21 protein-coding genes and 3 pseudogenes are annotated in these 20,331 nt (G+C 59.6%); 17 read left to right on the top strand and 7 right to left on the bottom strand.

Annotation, left to right across the window (positions count from 1 at the left end; all coding sequences use genetic code 11):
- Positions 1-7: 7 nt before the first annotated feature.
- Positions 8-205, bottom strand: coding sequence for a hypothetical protein (locus tag B4589_RS08985; protein WP_079233956.1), 198 nt, complete (start codon positions 203-205; stop codon positions 8-10).
- Positions 206-267: 62 nt separating this feature from the next.
- On the opposite strand from B4589_RS08985, the gene B4589_RS08980 reads away from it, so the two are divergent.
- Positions 268-981, top strand: a complete 714-nt coding sequence (locus B4589_RS08980) for a hypothetical protein (RefSeq protein ID WP_079233955.1) — start codon at positions 268-270, stop codon at positions 979-981.
- Between the two features lie 9 nt (positions 982-990).
- Entirely contained in the window at positions 991-1,521 is a 531-nt protein-coding gene (locus B4589_RS08975) for a hypothetical protein (RefSeq protein WP_079233954.1), read from the top strand.
- Positions 1,522-1,846: 325 nt separating this feature from the next.
- Here the strand turns inward: B4589_RS08975 and B4589_RS08970 are convergent, their stop codons facing one another.
- Together B4589_RS08970 and B4589_RS08965 are read right to left on the bottom strand one after the other, a co-directional pair.
- Positions 1,847-2,758 (bottom strand): NAD(P)-dependent oxidoreductase, encoded by a 912-nt coding sequence (locus tag B4589_RS08970; RefSeq protein ID WP_079233953.1) that lies wholly within the window; start codon positions 2,756-2,758, stop codon positions 1,847-1,849.
- Positions 2,759-3,272: 514 nt separating this feature from the next.
- A complete protein-coding gene (locus B4589_RS08965; protein ID WP_079235204.1) occupies positions 3,273-3,551 on the bottom strand; it encodes a PadR family transcriptional regulator in 279 nt (92 codons plus the stop codon).
- A gap of 209 nt (positions 3,552-3,760) precedes the next feature.
- Between B4589_RS08965 and B4589_RS08960 the strand changes: the two genes are divergently transcribed.
- The 11 genes and pseudogenes from B4589_RS08960 to B4589_RS08910 form a co-directional block, all read left to right on the top strand.
- On the top strand, positions 3,761-4,306 hold the full coding sequence (locus tag B4589_RS08960) for a hypothetical protein (protein ID WP_079233952.1): 546 nt from the start codon (positions 3,761-3,763) through the stop codon (positions 4,304-4,306).
- Between the two features lie 207 nt (positions 4,307-4,513).
- Complete coding sequence (locus B4589_RS08955; RefSeq protein ID WP_079233951.1) at positions 4,514-5,758, top strand: RNA-guided endonuclease TnpB family protein; 1,245 nt, start codon at positions 4,514-4,516, stop codon at positions 5,756-5,758.
- A 201-nt stretch (positions 5,759-5,959) separates the two neighbouring features.
- Positions 5,960-6,235, top strand: a complete 276-nt coding sequence (locus B4589_RS08950) for a hypothetical protein (RefSeq protein WP_079233950.1) — start codon at positions 5,960-5,962, stop codon at positions 6,233-6,235.
- The gene (locus B4589_RS08945) at positions 6,232-6,618 is read left to right on the top strand and encodes a PIN domain-containing protein (RefSeq protein ID WP_079233949.1); all 387 of its coding nucleotides are present in this window, start codon (positions 6,232-6,234) and stop codon (positions 6,616-6,618) included. The genes B4589_RS08950 and B4589_RS08945 overlap by 4 nt, the downstream gene beginning before the upstream one ends.
- Before the next feature lie 244 nt (positions 6,619-6,862).
- Positions 6,863-7,165, top strand: a complete 303-nt coding sequence (locus B4589_RS08940; RefSeq protein WP_079233948.1) for a hypothetical protein — start codon at positions 6,863-6,865, stop codon at positions 7,163-7,165.
- A gap of 158 nt (positions 7,166-7,323) precedes the next feature.
- Positions 7,324-8,436 carry a transposase gene (locus B4589_RS08935; protein ID WP_079233947.1) on the top strand — a complete coding sequence of 371 codons (1,113 nt, stop codon included), beginning with the start codon at positions 7,324-7,326 and terminating at the stop codon, positions 8,434-8,436.
- A 524-nt stretch (positions 8,437-8,960) separates the two neighbouring features.
- Entirely contained in the window at positions 8,961-9,350 is a 390-nt protein-coding gene (gene tnpA, locus B4589_RS08930) for an IS200/IS605 family transposase (RefSeq protein WP_079233946.1), read from the top strand.
- Entirely contained in the window at positions 9,347-10,585 is a 1,239-nt protein-coding gene (locus tag B4589_RS08925) for an RNA-guided endonuclease TnpB family protein (protein ID WP_079233945.1), read from the top strand. Before tnpA ends, B4589_RS08925 begins: the two co-directional genes overlap by 4 nt.
- A 339-nt stretch (positions 10,586-10,924) precedes the next feature.
- Positions 10,925-12,322, top strand: coding sequence for an ATP-binding protein (locus B4589_RS08920; protein ID WP_079233943.1), 1,398 nt, complete (start codon positions 10,925-10,927; stop codon positions 12,320-12,322).
- Positions 12,323-13,060: 738 nt separating this feature from the next.
- Positions 13,061-14,581, top strand: coding sequence for a phosphoenolpyruvate carboxykinase (ATP) (locus B4589_RS08915; RefSeq protein WP_079233942.1), 1,521 nt, complete (start codon positions 13,061-13,063; stop codon positions 14,579-14,581).
- A gap of 292 nt (positions 14,582-14,873) precedes the next feature.
- A pseudogene (locus B4589_RS08910) lies at positions 14,874-15,521 on the top strand (nucleotide sugar dehydrogenase); the annotation flags it as partial.
- A 140-nt stretch (positions 15,522-15,661) separates the two neighbouring features.
- Here the strand turns inward: B4589_RS08910 and B4589_RS08905 are convergent.
- Positions 15,662-16,909: a glycosyltransferase family 2 protein gene (locus B4589_RS08905; protein ID WP_079233940.1), complete on the bottom strand. Its 1,248-nt coding sequence runs from the start codon at positions 16,907-16,909 to the stop codon at positions 15,662-15,664.
- Between the two features lie 231 nt (positions 16,910-17,140).
- On the opposite strand from B4589_RS08905, the pseudogene B4589_RS08900 reads away from it, so the two are divergent.
- The 4 genes and pseudogenes from B4589_RS08900 to B4589_RS08885 all read left to right on the top strand — a co-directional run.
- Positions 17,141-17,431, top strand: a pseudogene (locus B4589_RS08900) (glucose-1-phosphate thymidylyltransferase); the annotation flags it as partial.
- 321 nt (positions 17,432-17,752) lie between these two features.
- Positions 17,753-17,905, top strand: coding sequence for a hypothetical protein (locus B4589_RS08895; protein ID WP_158081158.1), 153 nt, complete (start codon positions 17,753-17,755; stop codon positions 17,903-17,905).
- Between the two features lie 189 nt (positions 17,906-18,094).
- The gene (locus B4589_RS08890) at positions 18,095-18,403 is read left to right on the top strand and encodes a hypothetical protein (RefSeq protein WP_079233939.1); all 309 of its coding nucleotides are present in this window, start codon (positions 18,095-18,097) and stop codon (positions 18,401-18,403) included.
- Positions 18,404-18,626: 223 nt separating this feature from the next.
- Entirely contained in the window at positions 18,627-19,142 is a 516-nt protein-coding gene (locus tag B4589_RS08885) for a helix-turn-helix domain-containing protein (protein ID WP_079233938.1), read from the top strand.
- 43 nt (positions 19,143-19,185) lie between these two features.
- Here B4589_RS08885 and B4589_RS08880 read toward each other — a convergent pair whose 3' ends face one another.
- The 3 genes and pseudogenes from B4589_RS08880 to B4589_RS08875 all read right to left on the bottom strand — a co-directional run bounded on the left by B4589_RS08880 (position 19,186) and on the right by B4589_RS08875 (position 20,300).
- The gene (locus B4589_RS08880; protein WP_079233937.1) at positions 19,186-19,635 is read right to left on the bottom strand and encodes a hypothetical protein; all 450 of its coding nucleotides are present in this window, start codon (positions 19,633-19,635) and stop codon (positions 19,186-19,188) included.
- A 22-nt stretch (positions 19,636-19,657) separates the two neighbouring features.
- A pseudogene (locus tag B4589_RS18170) lies at positions 19,658-19,924 on the bottom strand (DUF6516 family protein); the annotation flags it as partial.
- Positions 19,925-19,961: 37 nt separating this feature from the next.
- The gene (locus tag B4589_RS08875) at positions 19,962-20,300 is read right to left on the bottom strand and encodes a hypothetical protein (RefSeq protein WP_394353838.1); all 339 of its coding nucleotides are present in this window, start codon (positions 20,298-20,300) and stop codon (positions 19,962-19,964) included.
- Positions 20,301-20,331: the final 31 nt, after the last annotated feature.

Below are 20,331 nucleotides of genomic sequence, written 5' to 3'. Positions count from 1 at the left end.
TTTGTAGTTAGTTCTCTGCGACTTTGGAGTTCTTGTAGGGTTCACAGACGCGCTTCACGCCTTCCTCGAAGTCGATTTCGGGTTCCCAGCCTGTGGCCTCGTGGAGTTTCGAGTCGTCGGCCATCGTGTCGTGGACGTACACCTCGAGCGGGTTCTCGATGTATTTGGAGTCCTTGATCGCGTCCCGGACCGCTGCTTTCGTCATGGATATGTTCGCCAGTGGCGGCCTGCCAGAAGTCTGAAGTACATGAACTTCGAACTAGCCCTATGACCGATCATCCCGCCCCCCCGTGTGCCCGAACGGACGGGGGAACTGATGCGATCAACACGCCACCGATGGACGCGTTGAACGAAGAGACGCTCAAGCCGGCGGTACTCGCCCAGAATGCACCCCGTCTGGAAACCGTCGTGACCCTCCTGAACCAGCCAGCACTTGCTCGTGTCTACGTCTATATCTGCTACTGGGGCCCTGTCGGGCCACCAGCCGTCATGGATGCACTCGACCTCTCGAAATCGACAGCTTACGAGTACCTCGATCGACTCGGTGATCTCGGGCTCATCGATCGTGACGAGTCAACACGCCCGCAACAGCTCACCGCCGAGCCGATCGTTCTCGTCGAACAGCAGGTCCCGATCGTCATCATCCCGACCGTGCTCCACGCGTTCGCGCTGCAGGACATCGACGAGGACGTCGAATACTTCATCGACCGTCATGGCATCGGGACACTGGTTGCTGCCCTTCGGGGAGCCGGCCTGCACTACGCCGGGGAAACGACCCAACGGATGGTTGCGAACGATATCGATGTCCGGGATACGGAAGCGATGCTGATCATCGACGCACTCGTCCCTGTGCTCACCGTCGGGCGTGATCACGATCCGTACTTCGAGTACTTCTTCCCCGACGTGCACGCGCAGATGGAGTTGCCCGATCTCGACGACCAAGAGACGACCCCAGCACAGCCGTCGACAGACGGGTCCTGAGGCCGCTCGATGGGTCGAGACACACCATTAACACCCGAGAAGGACGTCATCGTCGATACGAACGTCTTCATCGCGATCGGCGCCCCCGAAAACCCGCAGTTCGGGCAGTTTCGGCGGGCAGTCCACGACGCCGGTGTCGTGCTCAAACTTCCGCAACGGGTCATCGGCGAGCTTGGTGGCCGGGACACAGTTCGGGTTGAGGTCGCACTCGAGGAAGGGTGGGCGGAGATCATCGATGCACCCTCCCCGACAGCTGGGGACGCAGTTGCGGCGAGCGACATCGCCACGCGGACCATCGCGAACGAAACGGGGACCCCCGAACACGAAGTCGAAAAGACCGATGCAATCCTCGCGGGGCTCGCGATCCAGTACGTTCAGGACCGATCGACAGATGGTGTGATCATACTCACCGACGACAAGCCTGCCAGGACTGGCGTTGAAAACGCTGTCACCGCGAAGGGCTACACCGACACGATCGAAGTCTACGGAGTGGCGGACATTATCGGAGACGACTCCGATGGCTCACTGCGACTGATTTAGCACGTCCGAACAGAGAGCGAGTAAGGGGACGAAGCGTATCGTGGACGGACCGTACTAACGGTGGAAGTGGTGGCGTTCATTCTGAAATATTGCACCCTGAAGTCTTTCAGTACTCCACTGCATTCGCTGTTTGCTTCGTTGTTGATCACGGAGTCTGTGTGTTAACAGCGGAAGCAGTGGGGTGGGTGTGTGAACCGCCTCGGGGTCACGCCCCGAGGCACTCGCCTTGTTTTCTCTGTAGAGTCTCTCGTCGAGGGTGGTGATCTACTCCCAGTCGGTGACGATCAGGGTGGCGTCCACAATTTCGGTCGTCCCCCGTCGTACCCTACTGGTAAGACTCACAGACGCGCTTGACGCCTTCCTCGAAGCTGATCGTCGGCTCCCAGCCGGTCGCCTCGTGGAGTTTCGAGTAGTCGGCCATCGTGTCGTGGACGTACACCTCGAGCGGGTTCTCGATGTACTTCGGCTCCACGTCAGTCCCGAGCTCGGCGTTGATCATCTCGACCATCGTGTTGAACGAGTAGCTCTCCTCGGTGCCGACGTTGTAGATGCCTTGGAGTTCGTGGTCGGCGGCGAGTTCACACGCGCGGACGACGTCGTCGACGTGCGTGAAGTCTCTCGTTTGGGTGCCGTCGCCGAACAGCTCCGGGCGCTCGCCGTTGGCGATCTTGTCGGTGAACTGGGCGACGGTGTTCGCGAACTCGCCTTTGTGTGCCTCGGCGCCGCCGAAGCCCTGGTAGACGGAGAAAAAACGCATCCCGGCGAGGGACATGTCGTGGAAGTTGTGGAAGTACTCCGCGTACTTTTCGCGGGCGAGCTTCGAGGCTTCGTACCCGGTTCGGGCGTCGACGTCCATGCTCTCCGGGGAGGGTTTGGTGCGGTCCCCGTAGATGGAGGAGGTGGAGGCGTAGACAACGGTGTCGCAGCCGTCCTTGCGGGCCTGTTCGATCGTGTTCACGAACCCCTCGACGTTGACGCGGGCGCCCTTCGCGGGGTTCTCCTCGTGCATTTTGTAGGAGGAGAGTGCGGCAAGGTGGAACACGACGTCGACGTCAGTGGGGAGGTTGTCGTCGACGACGGAGGCGTCGACGAACTCCACGTCGTCAGTGAGGTTCTCGGGAGTCCCGAGGTACTGGTCGTCGACGGCGATGACGTCGTTCTGTTGGGCGAGGTGGTTCGCGAGGTTCGAGCCGATGAAGCCGGCGCCGCCCGTGACGAGGACGCGGTGGTCCTGCATGCGTATTCGTGTTCGGCAACTGGGGGAAAGGGTTGCGGTCGGGAGCGGCGGTCATGTTGCAGGGTCTGGGTGAGTGATCCAGATACCGTCTCGCTCAGACTGGCCCAGACACACCACTGTTTCGTGTGAAGTCAGCAGGCAGTACGGGGAAGGGAGTGGATCGAGAAGCGAGGGGTAGTCACTCGACCCGAAATCGGTTGCGGCAGTAATCGCGCTGGCTCTCTCGTCCGATCTGTCGCCGTTTCAGTCCCGACTCCCGATGACGACCTCCCCGCATTCGACACAGACGTAGTCGCCGTCGACGGTTTCAGCTGCCGGGGCGTTACATGGGATGCATTTTGCGCGCGAGGAACGGACAGATCGAGGATAGCGGCTCATAGGTTGGCGTCCGTTGTCTGTAACTAAACATTCTTGGTTCCGGACGTGTTCCGGGTGCTGAATGGCGGGCCGAGAACTGGTACGTGACTGACACCCTGCTACTCGGCAATCCCACGGCTTCGCCAGTGAGAAATGGTTAATCGAGATTGACGTATTCACTCTCCCACTCTCGTCGCGCCTCTAGCTCCCGCTGGCCACGATCAGTCAACGTGTAGTAGTTCGTCCGCCGGTCCAACTGTCCTTTCTCTACCAATCCCTTGTCAACCAGTGTGTCCAGGTTCGGGTACAGCCTCCCGTGATGAATCTCCGATTCGTAGTACTCCTCGAGTTCTTCCTTGATCGCTAACCCATGTGGGTCGTCTCGCCCGTCGACAACGTACAGGAGATCGCGTTGGAACCCGGTTAGATCGTACATGGATGCCTCCAACTTGTAGCTGATAGTCACATAAGTATGCTGGGTAATGTCGTTGCCAGTCACATTCGTCGGCTGCCAACGCCTCCCTCTCGCATGTCACATCACTCACTTTTTTGGCGGCGCTATCACTGACCTATCACGCGAGACGAAACTCCATGGCACTGTCCAACGCACATCGGCCAACGAACACGCGGGAACGATATCGACTGATGATTGCCGCCGCAAGTCGGCCATTCGCACTGGCTGCTGTCCTCGTCCCCCTCGGCCTTCCCGTTCTGGGCTACCTCTCGAACGACGTCCGCATCATGTTCACCGTCCACCTGTTCCTGGGTGCGTTCTGGTTCGGCACTGGCGTCCTCGGCGCCGTCGTTCTCGGCCCGGTGATGGGGAGTCTTTCGGAGGAAGCGAACGTCGAATTCGCGGAGGGATTCGTCCCGAAAATGAACCTCCTTATGGAGCCAGTCTCCGTGGGCGTGATCGGCTCCGGGATCGGTCTCGCGAGCATGATGGGGCTTTTGGCGAATCCAAGCCCCACGCTGTGGGCGGCACTCGGCCTTGCGATCGCACTGCTCGTGCTGGGGTTCGGCCCCCTGCACAAGTTCACGGCCGGGATGTTCGACGAGATCGTCGCCAGGGATACCGACCACGAACGCCTCGCCACCCTGAACAAGAAGTACGGGATGTTGAGTCTCGTCGAACTCGTGTTGATGATCGCCATTCTCGCCACGATGTCCGGACTTCGATGGGGGCTCTGACGGGTTCCAAGCACCTTCACCCCAGTTGGACGTCGGGTTCGAGAACGAATTTGCAATCGAGCGATGCTTTGTGAGCTCATAGCGGTACAGCGCGGAAACCCACCCCTTCAGGGGTGGGAGGAAGCGCGTCCACTCCGTGCGATAATCCACCGACAACGACAGGGTTGACCCCCAATATTTTTGAACTACCAAGCACACATATGATGTATGGAGAAGCGGCGTACTGTCCCGGTCAAGCTTGACGTGGACAGTACCGACGCCGCACTCCTCGAAGACACCGTAGACGAGTTTCTCTGGGCGGCCAACTACGTAACACGTCACGCCTTCCACGGTGAGTACGTCACGACGAGCAAGACCACGCTCCACGACGACACCTACGAGGACGTGCGCGACGAGACGCCATTACACAGCAACCACGTCCAAGCCGCTCGCAACAAGGCCGCCGAAGCCTGCAAGAGCGTGGTCGAAAAGTGGAAGCAGGGCACGAAGGCGTCGAAGCCCCACTTTACCAGCCCACACGTCGTCTACGACCACCGCACCGCCACGTTCCACGACGAGTACGTGTCGCTGGCGACCGTTGACGGTCGTATTGAAGCCGACTACGTGCTTCCCGACGAGGAGCGAGACACGCCCCATGCTGAATACTTCTTCTCGGACCAGTACGAAACCACAGGGGCAGAACTGCATTACACGAACGGCGACTGGATGCTCCACATCCACTGCAAGAAGGATGTTGAGGCTGACACGACGGAACAGGAGGCCACCGAGAACGGAACGGTTCTCGGGATTGACCTCGGCGTGAACAATCTCGCAGTTACCAGCACTGGCACGTTTTGGACGGGCGACGAGTTCGACCACTGGCGGCGCGAATACGAGAACCGGCGTGGGGACTTGCAGGAACACGGGACGCGGTGGGCGCACGAGAACATCCAATCGGTCGGACGCAAAGAGGAAGGCCGATTCAAGATAACGCTCCACCGCATATCGAACGAGTTGGTGACTGAAGCCCGCGCCCACGACTGTTCGGTGATAACGTTTGAAGACCTGACGGACATTCGAGAACGCACTGACGCGTCGTGGGGGCACAAGTGGGCGTTCAACCGCCTGTACGAGTACGTCGAGTACAAAGCCGAAGAGTACGGGATCGACGTGGAACAGGTTGACCCGGAGAACACTTCTCGGCGGTGTTCACACTGTGGGTTCACACACCCCGACAACCGGGATAGTGAGGAGTTCGAGTGCCTGAAGTGTGGCTACGAGAACCACGCCGACTACAACGCCGCGAAGAACATCGGTTTGCGGTATCTCCGCCGGAACCAAACTGGCTCCGGTGGAGGCGCACTCGTAGGCGTGCGCTTGAACAGCGGGACGATGAACGCGAACGGAGAGTATGAGCCTCCTGCCGAAGATTCGGCCAGAGCGGGAGTCCACGCTGAAAGCCCACCCCTTTAGGGGTGGGTTAGCTTACGGGGTCAATAATGAATTTGAAATTTCTGATTAGCAGTAGGAGCACCTCATGAACCTATACGGATCCTTTTTCTATGCGTGGTCGAACGTTGAGCGACGCGACCGGGCTGTCTGCCTCGCTGGTGTATGGGATAGATAATCGAATTTTGGGAAACTTCTTTGTTCATCCCATACAAACGCACTCCTATGTCAGTCGAAACAGATTCGCACGGGCGGCTATACCTGTCCTCGGAGCTGAGGAAAAAGTACGGCGAGAAGTTCCACGTCGTCGAATACGAGGATCGGCTCGAACTCATCCCCATCGACGAGGACCCACTCAAAGCCGTTCGTGAAGCCGCTGGCGATGCGTTCGAGGGGAAGTCTATTGAAGAGCTCCGCGAGGGGGCACGAGAGCAGGCGAAAGAGGACGCCGAAGCAGGGTTTGAACGAGGCAAACACCCCGCAGAGGGTGGGGACGAATGACCGCATACGTTGAAACCGATTTTCTTCTCGCTCTCGCCAAAGACTCCGACTGGCTCAAAGACCGCGCGGAGAACCTCCTCGAAGAACACGACGTCGTGACGTCCTCGTACGCGTATCTGGAGGTGCTACTCATCCGAGAGCGACACGAGTTCGATTACATCACGTTGTTCTCAAATATGCTTGACATCGTTCCCGTTGAGACTGAGGAAGAGAAGCAGATCGTGCTCAAAGCGGTGAACTACTTCGAAGAGGGGATGACCGCGTTCGACTCCTTCCACGCGGCCACCGCCGAGACGCGCGGGCATCCAATCTTGGGCTCGGACAACGCGTACGAGGACGTCGATGCAGAACGTCTTCCGTTGGAACCGGACACCGACGGTTGACATCCTCCCCACCCTGACGGGCGAGGATTCCCGACCGGCGTTGGGATATTGTGGTTTACAGAAATCAGGCTCTGTTGAAATCTTATTGGGCAAATACTATCTCCGGTGAAACAACCGGTAAGTGGGGTTGCGCATCTCGTAGTATTCATCCCCCCTTACAGAGGAATCGCGTATCACGGGAGGGGACTTTCTGCTGGGACGCACTGAGGCATTATTTTGTATCTCAAGCAGAAATACGTCGCTCATGGTCCCCTATATCAGCGAAGTGCTGTTCAACGAGCCACAAGGCCGTCGAATCGGACTTTTCCAGCTCGGCCTGTCGCTTACCTTCTTGTGTATGTTCGTGTATGTCTGGAGTGTCGGCGACGCTGGCGAAACCCGATGGTTACTATTTATGATCGTCGGAACTGCGCTGTCGGGAATCGCCGAGTCCCTCCCAGAGACCCAGCTACAGGCGGTAGGCGTACTCCGTTTCACGGCGGTTCTCGTATTGCTGTGCGGCGTCGCTGCCCCGTTCCTCGGTCTCGGATTTATTATCGGAGGATAACCGCTGGTGTTGACGTTCTCTGTACTTACTGATCACCTCCAAATCTGTCACGGGTTGAGGATTTCAACAGAGCCAGAAATCAAGGAGAAAGCCCCGCCCTTCACAGTAGTTGCCGAACCTGACTGAGGCTCTTGATGCTAGGCTGTGTTGGTCAACAGATGATCCAGACAGCTGAGGCGAAACAGGTTTGCCGTGCTGCGTCGACGGTGCTGTTTCCAGAACTCGAATTCGGCGTGAAACCGTGTGGGAAGTACACGAGAGAGGATTTCCAAGAAATCCTCTCTCGGATTGCTTTTGATCAGGAGTTCGCAAATACGGGTGGGAAGACGCTCCAACTTGATCGTGACGAGCACGTCGATATCACCGCTACGGCTCGAAATTCACTCGCTAAATCGCTGCTGTATCACTTGCGCAATCTCTCTACAGACGCCGTCACTGACCAGTTCGATGGCGTCCGAGAGCGAGTGTTCGAAGTCCTCCGGTCTCAGCGCCGACTTCCTGCGTTCGTCGATGTTGCCATCGATCTCCACGAGTGGCGCTTCTACGGGTCTGCCGACACAGACCACGTCCTAACCACGTATCCAGATCTCGGAACGAACAAAGCGTTTTGCTTCGCAACACTGTGTATCGTCGCTCCTCGCACGCGATTTACGCTTGCGGTAGTCCCGATGGACGGGAACGGCTTTCGCGCCAAGCGCGAAGCCGTTCGCTCCTTGCTCGAAACAGCCAAACAGTACGTCTCCATTCGACACGTCTACCTCGACCGTGGATTCTACCAAGTCCACGTCGTCGCAGAGTTAGAACAGCAGGATGTCGATTACATCGTGCGTGCGCGTCCGAGTAGTGGAATGAAAGACCGTCTCAGCGCCGGCGCTGAGACGGTTGCTGACGAGTACACGATGCAGCGAAAGCGCAAACCAACAGCGTCGGTAAATGTCACAGTCTTTGCGGTTCCGCACCGCACAAGCGAAGACGAGCACGTCTGGTTCGTGACGAGCTTAGACGTAGATTCATCGACAGCGAACGCGTACGCGGCGGCGTTCCGCCGCCGCTGGGGGATCGAAACGTCCTATCGCCAGCTCGGCGATTTCCTCCCGAGAACGTCATCACCGACGTTCTCGGTGCGACTGTTCTACTTTCTGTTCGCGGTGTCTTTGTACAATCTGTGGGTGTTAGCCAACGTCTTAGCTTCAGCTGAAACATTCCCAGAGACACCGCTGATCTCAACACGAATCTTCCGCAGATTCGTTCTCACAACAGACTACGGCTGAGTTCACACTCGACTCTGACCGGGGTGACCGGTGAGTACGCCTTATCGCGCAGAGGTATCGCTCGGGAACGCCGCTGACGCGGCGTTCCCTCGCTCTCTCACTGAATCTGTCACAGCGAAATCCGCTACGATCGTGAAATGCGCGAACTCAACGTCTCGGTTAGTACGGAACAAGATTTGATTCGGCAACTACTGTTCAGGGCGGGGATGAATCCGACAACTCCGACACCAACCACCGTTCAATCGTCCGAACCCTTCTCGCCCCAACAAGGAATTCACCACCCACCTCCCGTACATCGGGGTAACATGGAGTGTCGTACTGCCTCCTTTCACAGCAGCCCCGTCGACTGCAACCGTGATCAGAAACCGGCGTCGCCGATGATAAAGATACGAGCGCATACCCCCGTCTTTAGGCGGGGGTCAATCGGACAATAGCCTACACACCCACCGACGACGTCACGGCTGGATTTCCCACCGTTCTACCGGCAGTATTAAGACGTCGACGAACCATAGTATACAACGCGGATGAAGACCACACGGCACGCGACCTACAACCTCAACTACCACATAGTGTGGTTGCCGAAGTACCGGCAGCCGGTACTCGTCAACGAGGTCGCCAGCCGTGTCCGGTCCATCCTCCACGAAATAGCCGACGACAAAGGCGTCGAAATACTCGATCTCACTGTACAGCCCGACCACGTTCACCTGTTCGTCAGTAGCCCACCGAAGAACGAACCGGCGCTCCTCGCCAACTGGTTCAAGGGCATCTCCTCGCGCAAGTACAACCACCGATATGCCGACCACGACGACGAGAAAATCGGATGGGCGCGAGGATACTACGCAGGGACCGCCGGGCACGTTTCGAGTGAGACGGTCGAGAACTACATCCAGCAACACAAGGAGGGCGATTCGTGACTGAACTCACGAAGACGCTCGAACTCAAACTTGTGGAGCCGAACGCCCACAAGCGGCAGAAACTCCGAGAGACGCGAGAAGCGTACCAGCGTGCCCTCCAAGACGCCTTCGACGCCCGATGTACCACCCAGCCCGAAGCGAACGACGTGGTGGTCAACTACGACCTGAGCGGGTACGCGAAAAACGCGCTCAAGAAGTACGTCCCGCAACTCACGACGACCTACAACGCGGGCGAACTGCACGACGACCACCCTGTTCGCTTCACCAACGAAGGGGTACGACTTGACCATAAGCCCGAGAACGCTATCGAGTGGTACGTCAAAATCCCGCATCACGAGGACTACCACCTCTGGATGCCAGCACAACCGAATCCCGAACAGCGGGACTGGCTGGAAGCGTTGCAAGCGGGAGACGCCACGATGGGTGAGAGTCGGCTGTTCGAGCGGGACGGGACGTGGTATCTCCACGTCACTGCCACCCGCGACGTGGAGGAACGCTCCGAGGTGTCTGCCGAAGAACGGACGCCTATCGGAGTAGACATCGGGGAAGCGTCACTCGTCACGGTGTGTCACCGCGACGACGACGGTTCGCCGACCGCGCCCGAACTATGGGCCGACGAGGGCAAGACCGTTCGTCGGCTCCGCAAGACCTACTTCACCGCTACTCGGCGACTCCAGACGCGCGGAAGCGAGCGTATTGCGGAGTCCTTCGGGGACGACGTGTGGCAACAGATAGATGACGTGTTCCATCGCGTCACCCGCGAAGTCGTGGAGTACGCGGAGTCCGTCGAGAACCCCGTTCTCGTTCTGGAAGACCTGACGTACATACGGGAGTCGATGGACTACGGCGACTTCATGAACCGGCGTCTCCACGGATGGGGGTTCGCTAAACTCCACGCGCAGATACGCTACAAGGCCGTCGAGAAGGGGATTCCCGTCGAGACGGTGAACCCGCGCAACACGTCGAAGGAGTGCCACGCTTGCGGTGAGGTAGGATATCGTCCGCGACAGGCGACGTTTACGTGTCCGAACGACGCGTGCTGGATGAGTGAGTACCAAGCGGACGTGAACGGTGCGATAAATATCGCAGACCGCTACCTCAGTGGAGAGAGCCATTCAAGAGAACACATGGATGGCGATGACTCGGCTGAGGATGGGGGGCGTTTGACCGCCCCACAAGACAGCCAAGCCGATGCTGACACCCAGCAAGAGACGCTTGGAACGAATGCGTCTTGAAACCAGAGGGTCGGTTCGACCGGCCCGAAATCCCGTGGTGGGATTCCCGCGTCTTTAGGCGCGGGAGGAGGTCAACTCGTTGGCAGCAGAATCGGGGTGGTCGGCGCCGATGACGGTGCAGCCGGCGGCCATCGCCTCAGCGGACACGGTCATCCTCTCACCGCTCACTCAGACAACGGCCGGCTTCGAGGGAGCACAGACCAGACAGATCACTGACTCCCTGCAGAATCCGCTTACGAAGCAGCTAGCGGTATTACACAGGATTAGTAAAATCGCGATTAGTAAAATCGTGTTTTAGATATTCGGTAGTATTACGGACAACGAGGAACAACGGCCAGTATGGATCAGTCGAGTTTCGTGAACCGTGATGACGAGCTCGACATGCTGGAAACCCGCTTCGAGAGTGGGCAGGCCGAATTGATCGTGGTCTATGGGCGTCGACGCCTGGGGAAGAGTGCGCTCGTTCGGGAAGCGATACAGGACCAGGAGAACGCGGTCTACTGGCAAGCAACTGAGGAAACGCAGGACGCTCAATTGGCGAATTTCGTTGCGACTGCCAGTGAGTCATTCCCAATTCTCGACGATATGCAACGAGATTGGGAGACGCTGCTCAAGACCCTTGGACAGCAGAACGCAGTCGTCGTCCTCGACGAATTCCCGTATCTGATCGAATCGGATGACAGCTTGCCATCGAAGATACAGCGGGTCTGGGACCTTCACCTCGAGGAAACAGACATGACGCTGGTTCTCGTCGGGTCTTCGATCAGCATCATGGAGGACAAAGTCCTCGGTGGCGGCAGCCCGCTGTACGGTCGTCGAACGGGCACGATCGACCTCCCACCGCTTAGCCTCGCCGATGCAGCGACGTTCTATCCTGAAACGGACCCTGACTCAATCATCCGGTCGTGGGGTGTGTTTGGTGGCACCCCCTTCTACCTCCAGGCGCTCAATCAGTCCGAATCCTTAGAAGAGAACATCCAGTCACAGATTCTCGCCGAACATGGCGTGTTGCATACCGAACCGGAGTTTCTCTTGCGGACGGAGTTCGGAATCCGCGAGCCGCAGACGTACTACACGATACTGAGAGCGATCGCGATGGGAAAGCGTGCAGCGAACGAAATCGCTGACTTCGTCGGTGTGGAGTCCAACCGACTTGGCTCGTACCTGTCAAAACTTCAGCGCCTCCGGCTTGTCGAACGGGACATCCCCATCACAGCGAATCCAAATGCAACTCGCAAAAGCCGATATCGGCTGCAGGAGCCACTATTCCGGTTCTGGTTTCGGTACGTCTACGGACAGGAGGCGAAGCTGACACAACTCGGCGAGCAAGCGTACGAGGAGTTGGTTGCGCCGACGTTCAACGAGTACATGGGGTCGATGTTTGAGCAAGTGTGTCAGAATGCACTGCCGTCACTCGTCCCCAAGATGTACGAAGGTATCGGGTACTGGTGGCACCAGAACCACGAGATCGATGTGGTGGGGCTTGGCAGTGATGGAACACTTGTCGCAGGCGAATGCAAGTACACCACCCGTGAGATGACGGAGGGTGACCTCGCCGATCTAGAACGGAGTGCCTCGCAGGTTCGCTGGTCACCCGAATCAGGTGAGAAACCGACGTATCACTACTGTTGCTTCTGTCGAACTGGGTTCTCGGACGATCTTCACACAGCTGCGACGAACCGGGACGACGTCTCTCTGTTCACGCCAGCAGATATCGTCCAACAGTTGAAAGCGTGACCTCCTTCCACCCCTGACGGGGTGGGACTCCCCATCGTTGGGATATTCCTTCGTCGACGGCGGAGTCGGGATGGTCGGTGACGAGGGTTCGAGCGTTTTTCGTTCTGGGCCGTCGCGGATGTCAAAACTGCTCCGCCCTGAACCGTACCGGCGTGCGCGCTTGACCGGGTCGGCCGCGGGGGGTTGGCCGCTGATAACTGCCCGGAGCGTGTCGGCGATGCCTCGACAGTCGGCTTCGGGAGGAAGCCGGCGTCGCCGATGACCTCGTCGACGGCGGAGTCGGGGTGGTCGGCGCCGATGACGGTGCAGCCCGCAGCCATCGCCTCGGCGGACACGATCACTCCCTCACCACTCACTCAGACAACGGCCGGCTTCGAGGGAGCAACAACGTCGCACTGGTCGTCGACGCTGCCAGAACCCGCTTACTGACCGACAGTGTTGCCGCAGACGAGACACACCGTCCCCAACCAGGGCTTGTCGGTGAGCGTCCGCTGCCGTTCATCGCAGTTCGAACAGTACTGCACGTCACCCATCACGAATATAGTCTGTGTGTAAATACAATAAACCCTCCGACGAACCCTGCATGCCACCGGTATCGACGGCAACAGCCGCTCCAGTCGGTGCCCACACGAACCAAACATTGACCGCCTCACTCGGCCCGGACTGCAGGCAGGCTGCCCATCCCAACAAGGAGTGGGTAACCAAATAATTATGTGAGTATCCTATTGTCACTTGCCCATGGCCGATCCCACGGGATCGTCGACAACCCAGCGGGAACTTCCCGACCCAGACCGCGCCCCGAACGTCCTGTACAATCCATCGCTGGAACGCCTCCGCACGTTTTCGGACCACCTCGAAACGACGACCGAGTACGGGTCGCCCTCGTACGTGAGTACGTACCGATCCCGAACGGCCGATCGCACGCGAAACGCGATCGACCACGACTTCACCGCCGAGGACAGGGCGTACATCAACCAGGCGCTCGACGCACTCGACACAACCGAACTGGTCTGCCTTGACCGGCAGGTCGGGCGGCACCCGGACCAATCCTACGTCTGTCGGCTGTTCGTCCCGAAAGCGTACGGCCGGATCGCCCTCGCGTGGGCGAACCTGTTCGACCCCGTGACCGACGCGGATCGAACCCCGGATTTCCACACGATCCAACTCCCCGATCACGACCAGACGGCGATCCGCATTCTCCCGGAGGAGGGGCTGACTGTCGTCCTCGGCAGCGACTACACCGGCGAAGCGAAGAAATCGTTCCTCCGACTGTTCATGCACCGTGCTAAACAAGCCGACGGGCTCGGCCTTCACGCCGGCAGCAAACGCGTTCGGACGCGGTCACCGGACGGTGACCTGCGAACCGTCGGGCAGGTGTTCCTCGGGTTGTCAGCCACCGGCAAATCCACCCTGACCGCACACGGGCTCGGCCTGGACGAGCCGGAATCTGCCGAGATGCTCCAAGATGACGTGTGCGCGGTGCTTCCGAGCGGGACCGTCGCCGGAAGCGAGGGGCACGGGCTGTTCGTCAAAACCATCGGCCTTGATCGAGCAACGCAACCCGAGCTCTACGACGCCGTCACGCACGAATCGGCCGTCCTCGAAAACGTCGACGTGAACGACGACGGCTCGGTTGACTTCGACAGCGACCGATACACGGCCAACGGGCGCGCCGTGATCAGCCGGGACCAGCTCGCGTCGGCAGCCGAGGACATCGATCTCGAGCGTGTGGATCAGGTCTTCTTCATCACGCGCAACACCCTGATGCCGCCGGTTGCGAAGCTGTCGGCGACGCAGGCCGCCGCTGCGTTCATGCTGGGGGAGTCGATCGAGACGAGTGCCGGCGATCCGTCCAGCGCTGGCGAGGCCATCCGTGTCGTTGGCACGAACCCCTTCATCATCGGGTCGGAAGGCAAAGAGGGGAATCGCTTCCGCGACCTCCTTGAGTCACTCGACGTTGAGTCGTACGTCCTGAACACTGGGCAGATCGGTGACGGTGACGACGCCGTCGACATCGGCGTCGATGAATCGACGACGATCCTTCGGGAGTTAGCCCGGGGGACGGTTACCTGGACGGACGACACTGCCGTGCCACTTCAAGTTCCTGCGACGGTCCCCGGCTTGGATATGGACTCGTATCGCGTTCCGGCGATCGTCGCCGACTACGAGCGGCAGGCGGCGGACCTTCGCGCGGATCGGCGTGCGTATCTCGAGACGTTCGACGACCTTGATCGCGAGATCGTCGACGCGGTGTATTAGTAATTATACAGACCGCTACGGTCATCGGGCATTCAAATATCTACGAGGAGGAGCGGCACTGGCTGACGTTGTAGTACCCTGCAGATATACTCGCGCATCATCAGGAATTTGATACTGGATACCGTGTCGGATCGCTATAGGGGCCATTTTTCGTTTCCGTGTGGAGATAGTCGACGACATCACCGCCGGTCGAAGCGCGAATCACAAACCCAGTTTGGACGAACTCCTCGCCACCCTCGGCGGCGATACCGTCACCGCGACCACCGACTACGCCGATATCCTCGACACCGACGTGACCTTCCTCGCAGCCAAGGTCAGTCTCATCAACGACATCGGGAACATCTGCAAGGAGTACGGGATCGACGCCTACGAGGTCGCCGACGCGATCGGCCTCGACGACCGCATCAGCGAGCAGTTCCTCCGCAGCGGCGTCGGCTGGGGCGGCAGCTGCTTCCCGAAAGACACGGCAGCGATCCGTGCGGCCGCACGCGACGAGGATTACGAACCGGTGATGCTCGACGCCGCAACCGAACGCAACGACCGCCAACCGGGCCGCCTGCTCTCCTTGATGGACGACCACGTCGACGTCACGAACGAGCGCATCGCCGTGCTCGGACTGGCGTTCAAACCCGGCACCGACGACGTGCGGAACTCCCGGGCGATCCCCGTTATCGAGGGCCTCCACGACCGGGACGCGACTGTCGTCGCCTACGACCCGGTTGCGACGGCGAACATGCGCGAGCACTTCCCCGATATCGAGTACGCCGCCACACCGACCGAAGCTCTCGATGGCGCTGCCGGCGCCCTCGTCGTCACGGACTGGCCGGCGATCGAGGAGCTCCACGACGAGTTCGACGCGATGGCGACGCCGGTGGTCGTCGACGGCCGCCGCGCGATCGACCGAAGAGACGGGATCGTCTACGAAGGACTGACCTGGTAGCGATGAATACACTCGTTACGTGGTGTGCCCCCATCCGAACACACGACCAACCACGGGTTTCACTCGGTGTCGGGTGTGTCCCTCTCGACAGCAACACGAACCGAGCGATCAGAAACGGCAGAAAACGAGCGACTCCCGACCTACCGAGAACTCGCCACCGCGCTCATGAAGAACGCGGAGAACACCGTCTGCACGCCGATGACGATCGCGGTGAACGCGAGAATCGACCCGACCGTAAACGGCACTGACGTGAACCCACTCTGGACCCACTGTACGACCAGATAGCCGGCGTACGTCGCACCAACACCGCCGACCACCAGCCCAGCCGTCGCCCCCCGTTCCAGGTTCAGTCGTTCGACGACGTACTCCGTCACCGGATCGCCGGGCTTCCGGATCGGATCGCCACTGATCGTCGCGAAGATGCCCATCGACGCCACTTGGTAGCCGACGATCGTGAACAGGCTCCCGGCGATCATCGAGTTCGCCCCGAGCGTCACCGATGTCCCGGGGACGCCGAACGCGACACTGGCCATGACGAGCATCCCGAACAGCCCCAGCACCATCCCGGGCACGGAGAACAGATACCCGGGGGCGTTCAGCAGCATGAACCGGACGTGTCGCCAGCCGTCCCTGAAGCTCTCCAGCGTCTCCTCGCCCTCGCGCTCGTGGTAGACGATCGGCTCCTCGACGATTTGCAGGTCGGCCGCCCCGGCCTGCATGATCATCTCGGACGCGAACTCCATGCCGGTGGTCTCACAGCCCATCGCCTCCCAGGCCTCCTGAGTGAACACGCGCATCCCGGAGTGGGCGTCGGAGACGCCGGCGCCGTAGAACGTGTTCAGGAACTTCGTCAGCAGTGGGTTGCCGACGTACTGATGCAGCGTCGGCATCGCGCCGGGCTTGATCTCCCCCTCCAGCCGACTCCCCATCGCCATGTCGGCGTCGCCGTTGGCGACCAGTTCGTACAGCTTCGGCAGCTCCTCGAAGTCGTACGTGGTGTCGGCGTCGCCCATCGCGATCACGTCCGCGCGGGCCTTCTCGAACGCGTACTGGTACGCGTACCCGTACCCCTTGCCGTCGGGTTCGACGACGATCGCGCCTTCTTCGCGAGCGATCTCCGGCGTTCGATCGGTCGAACTGTCCGAGACGATGATTTCGGCCTGCACGCCGAGTTCTCGGAACGCGGTTTTCGCCCGCCGGATACACTCTCGGATCCCCTCCTCCTCGTTCAGTGTCGGCATCACCAGCGAAATCGCCGGCGTCGCCTCGCTATCGGCCGGTAACAGAACGCCCTCCTCCTCTCGGGACTCCTGTGCCGTCTGTGGCTCCCCGAGCTGGTACTCTTCCCGCTCCCCGTTGACTCCCTGCTCGTTGTTTATGCTAGACATATTTGTTCATTGATTAATCATGATAGAGCCACTATGTGGATCACAACGAAATTCTGTATCAGGATGTGAATTTGTCGACCATAAATGTGTTCCTAACCGATTCTCGATCCTGATTTCTCCACTGCTGGACAAACTGCACGGAACACAGCCACACTGCGCGTATTCCCGTCGAGTGAGTGGGTTTTGTAGTCACCGATCAGGCAGTAGTCGATTCCTAAAGGCAGCATTCCCGTGATGCGGGGGCCGAACGTCGGGCATCTCTCCGACGTGGGCGATAGTGTGCTCGGGCGGGACGCGAACTTCGGCGCCGGGACGAACGTGGCGAACCTGCGGCACGACGATAAGGCTGTCAAGATGCGCGTGAAGGGGGAGACGACGTCGACGGGCCGGCGGAAGTTCGGCGTCGTCGTCGGCGACGAGGCGAAGACGGGCATCAACACGAGCCTGAACGCCGGTGTGAAGCTCGGTAGTGAGGCGTTCACGAAACCAGGGGAGACGCTCATGCGCGACCGGATGTCCTGATCACGGTCGCTACCTTCGATTGCTGAACCCGGATGTCGAGCATCCCCTTCGCCAGAATATGTAGCATATAACGATAGGTAGAGCTGTAGATATCTGCTTTATGAAGAGTGGAGAAATAGAGTACTGTCCGTTCTGTGGGTCCGCGGAACTCCAGCCGGACAGTGCGCCGTCTCGCGGCCCCGAAACGTACTACGACTGTCCGAACTGTGGACTGGTCGGAACAACCGGCGTCGGATACGTCCCCACCCAGGCCGAGCAGTAGACGTTTCTCGCTGCACCCGACCCGTTTTCGACGCTGGCGCCCTCTGTGGGTGTCTGAGCGTGACCATCCCCATCGTTTCGACGCCGGACGTGCTCGGCGGGAAGTCCCGTATCGAGGGGCACCCCCCGACTGACGAGGATCTGCGGGAGATGGGGATCGACCCGAAGAACAACGAAAGCAATGCGATCGACGACTCGACGATGTTCGAGTGACAGCGCGCCGTCCCTTTTCGGGACGCAAGGTCGTGAAGATGATTGTCGAGGCTGACCTAGTAGCGACCCCAGTCACGGTTCCCCAAGTACCTTGACGACTGATACCCTCGACACTCGCCGAACACGTCTGTACTGACACGGATGGCTCGTCACAACACCTATGCAATCACCGTCCAACAACCACCCAGAATGGCGACGAACAACGACAAGATCCAGTTCCGAGGCGAGGCCGAAAAGGAGGCGAGTCACGTCGTCGACGACCTCCGTCTCGGAGGGATCAACATCAGCGAACTCGCTCGACGTGGACTGCAGGAGAAGCTTCGGGAAGTCCTCTCCGAGGAGGAGAAGATCACGCTGCACCAGCAGTACAAGGAGGGGGAGCTCCCCGAGGAGGTCGCGGAGATCCTCCTCGGGGACGCCATCAAGGAGATCGAGCGCGAGCGCGAAGCCTTCGAGGAGGCGACTGAACTCGATACGGCCGGCGTGTTCCAGGAGTGACGGTCGACGGCGACGTACGCCACCCCGTTATCGTCGACACTGACGCGGTGATCGCTGTCGCGAACACGAGGATCTGGTCCCGAATCACCGAGGTGCTGTAGCGAAGCCGGCTGTGAGATACTCGATGGAGATATCCGAGTTGACTACATCCGTCGAACCGCCCTATCACTCACAAATATCTGAACAGCCAAACACATATATTCACACGTACTGAATGACGCCTATGGACGAGTTCGATCCGGCGCCCACAACTCCCCACGACTGGCCGGACGACGCGGACACCTTCGACCGCGTCTACGACGTCGCCCTCGGTCTCACTGAGCCGACGAGCTACGGCGACGTCGCCGACCTCGCTGACTGCTCGCCCAACGCCGCGAAGAAACATCTCGACCGGCTCGCGGAGATGGGGATCGTCCGTGCGGACACTGAGGCCCGTCCAGCCCACTACGAACGCAACGATGGGTACCTGGAGTGGCAGGAGGCCAGCCGGATCGCCCACGACCTCACCGTCGACGAGATCATCGATCGCGTCCGCGAGCTCGAAGCCGAGCGCGACCACTACGAGGAGCGGTTCGACGCGACCGACCCGGATACAGTCTCAGTCTTCGACGATAACCACGAAACCGTCCACGAGCGGATGGAGGCGGTGAGCGACTGGCAGCGTATCGACCGGGATATCCGCCTCTACGAACTCGCTCGACAGCTCGCCCAGAACGACGGCCACCTGATTTCTGCGTAGATGAACGAACTGGGAGAATCAAGACAGATCTGCTGTGGGGCTGTCACGGCGCGGCTGCTGCGGTGTCGCCAGCCTCTGGATCGAACGGGAGGTTGATGACGAGTTCATCGAACCAGACGACCGGACGCTTCCGCTGACCGACTTCTTCGAAGAAGATGATTCCCAACTGGGCAAGCCGACTCAGCTCCTCGTGGACGTTCTTTACGTCACGGTCGACAACCCGGGCAGTCTCGTTGATACTCGACGGCTCTTCCTGGCGGATGGCCTCGATGAGATCGAGGACGCGCGGTGTCAGCGTCTCCATGAGGTCGTCATAGCTGCTGAACGAGAGCGTCGGCGTGGAATCCGCCGTCGCATCTCGTTCAAGTGTCTCGATGCTGGCGGTGACGTCGTCGTGAAATTCGGCAGACGACTTCACCGTTACGACGAGGGTTGATTCGGCCCGAAGCTGTTCGCGCTCCATCGGATGCAGCGGCGGCGTGGTATCGTTCATGGTGTCACCCTAGGTGATGATCTTACTCGACGTCGAATTCGGATTTCGGGATTTCGTTCCAGAACCGGTCCCAGAGTTCGACCATCCCGGGGAACGTGATACTGTCCGGGTCTGGATCCGGTGCGACGTGCAGTTCGTGTCCTTTGGTGTCTTCGTGTGAGTTGTCGTATCGAAACGGCCGGGCCGTTTCGACGAGTCGTCGAAATCTTTGATTTTCGAGATACCGACGTATCGTCCCATCTTCGAGCGTGTGAGGCGGGGTTGGCTCCGTCGCACCGTAGTGGAGTTCGAGTGACGTGCTTTCGTGAGCTTCTCCGGACAGGGACCTACTCGGTGCCGACGTTGTTGAGGGCGCTGTTCAGTTCGAACAGTTCCCGAACAACATCACTGTCGGCGACACGGTAGCGGCGCGGGGACGTGTTCGGCACCTCCTCGATGAGTTCGACCTCCAGCAGCAACTCGGTGTAGTTGCCGACGGTCTGTCTGGTGACGCCGGCGTGCTCTGCGAGCTCGGTTTTGTTGAACTCCCTGTTTGGTGGGAGGTCGAGCAGCGCGTCGACGAGGATCGGAACGGCGTCATGCTGCGTCAGGTAGAGCCATCCGCTGGGATGCTCCTTCCGGAGCTCCTTTTTCTCTCCACGTTCGGGCGCATGCTCCATGCTCATACAGCATACAACGTCCCTCTGTGTACATAAG

The sequence above is a fragment of the Halolamina sp. CBA1230 genome, assembly GCF_002025255.2.
GTDB lineage: Archaea > Halobacteriota > Halobacteria > Halobacteriales > Haloferacaceae > Halolamina.
The sequence above is the reverse complement of the archived record's forward strand: the minus strand, read 5'-3'. Positions and strand labels throughout refer to the sequence as shown.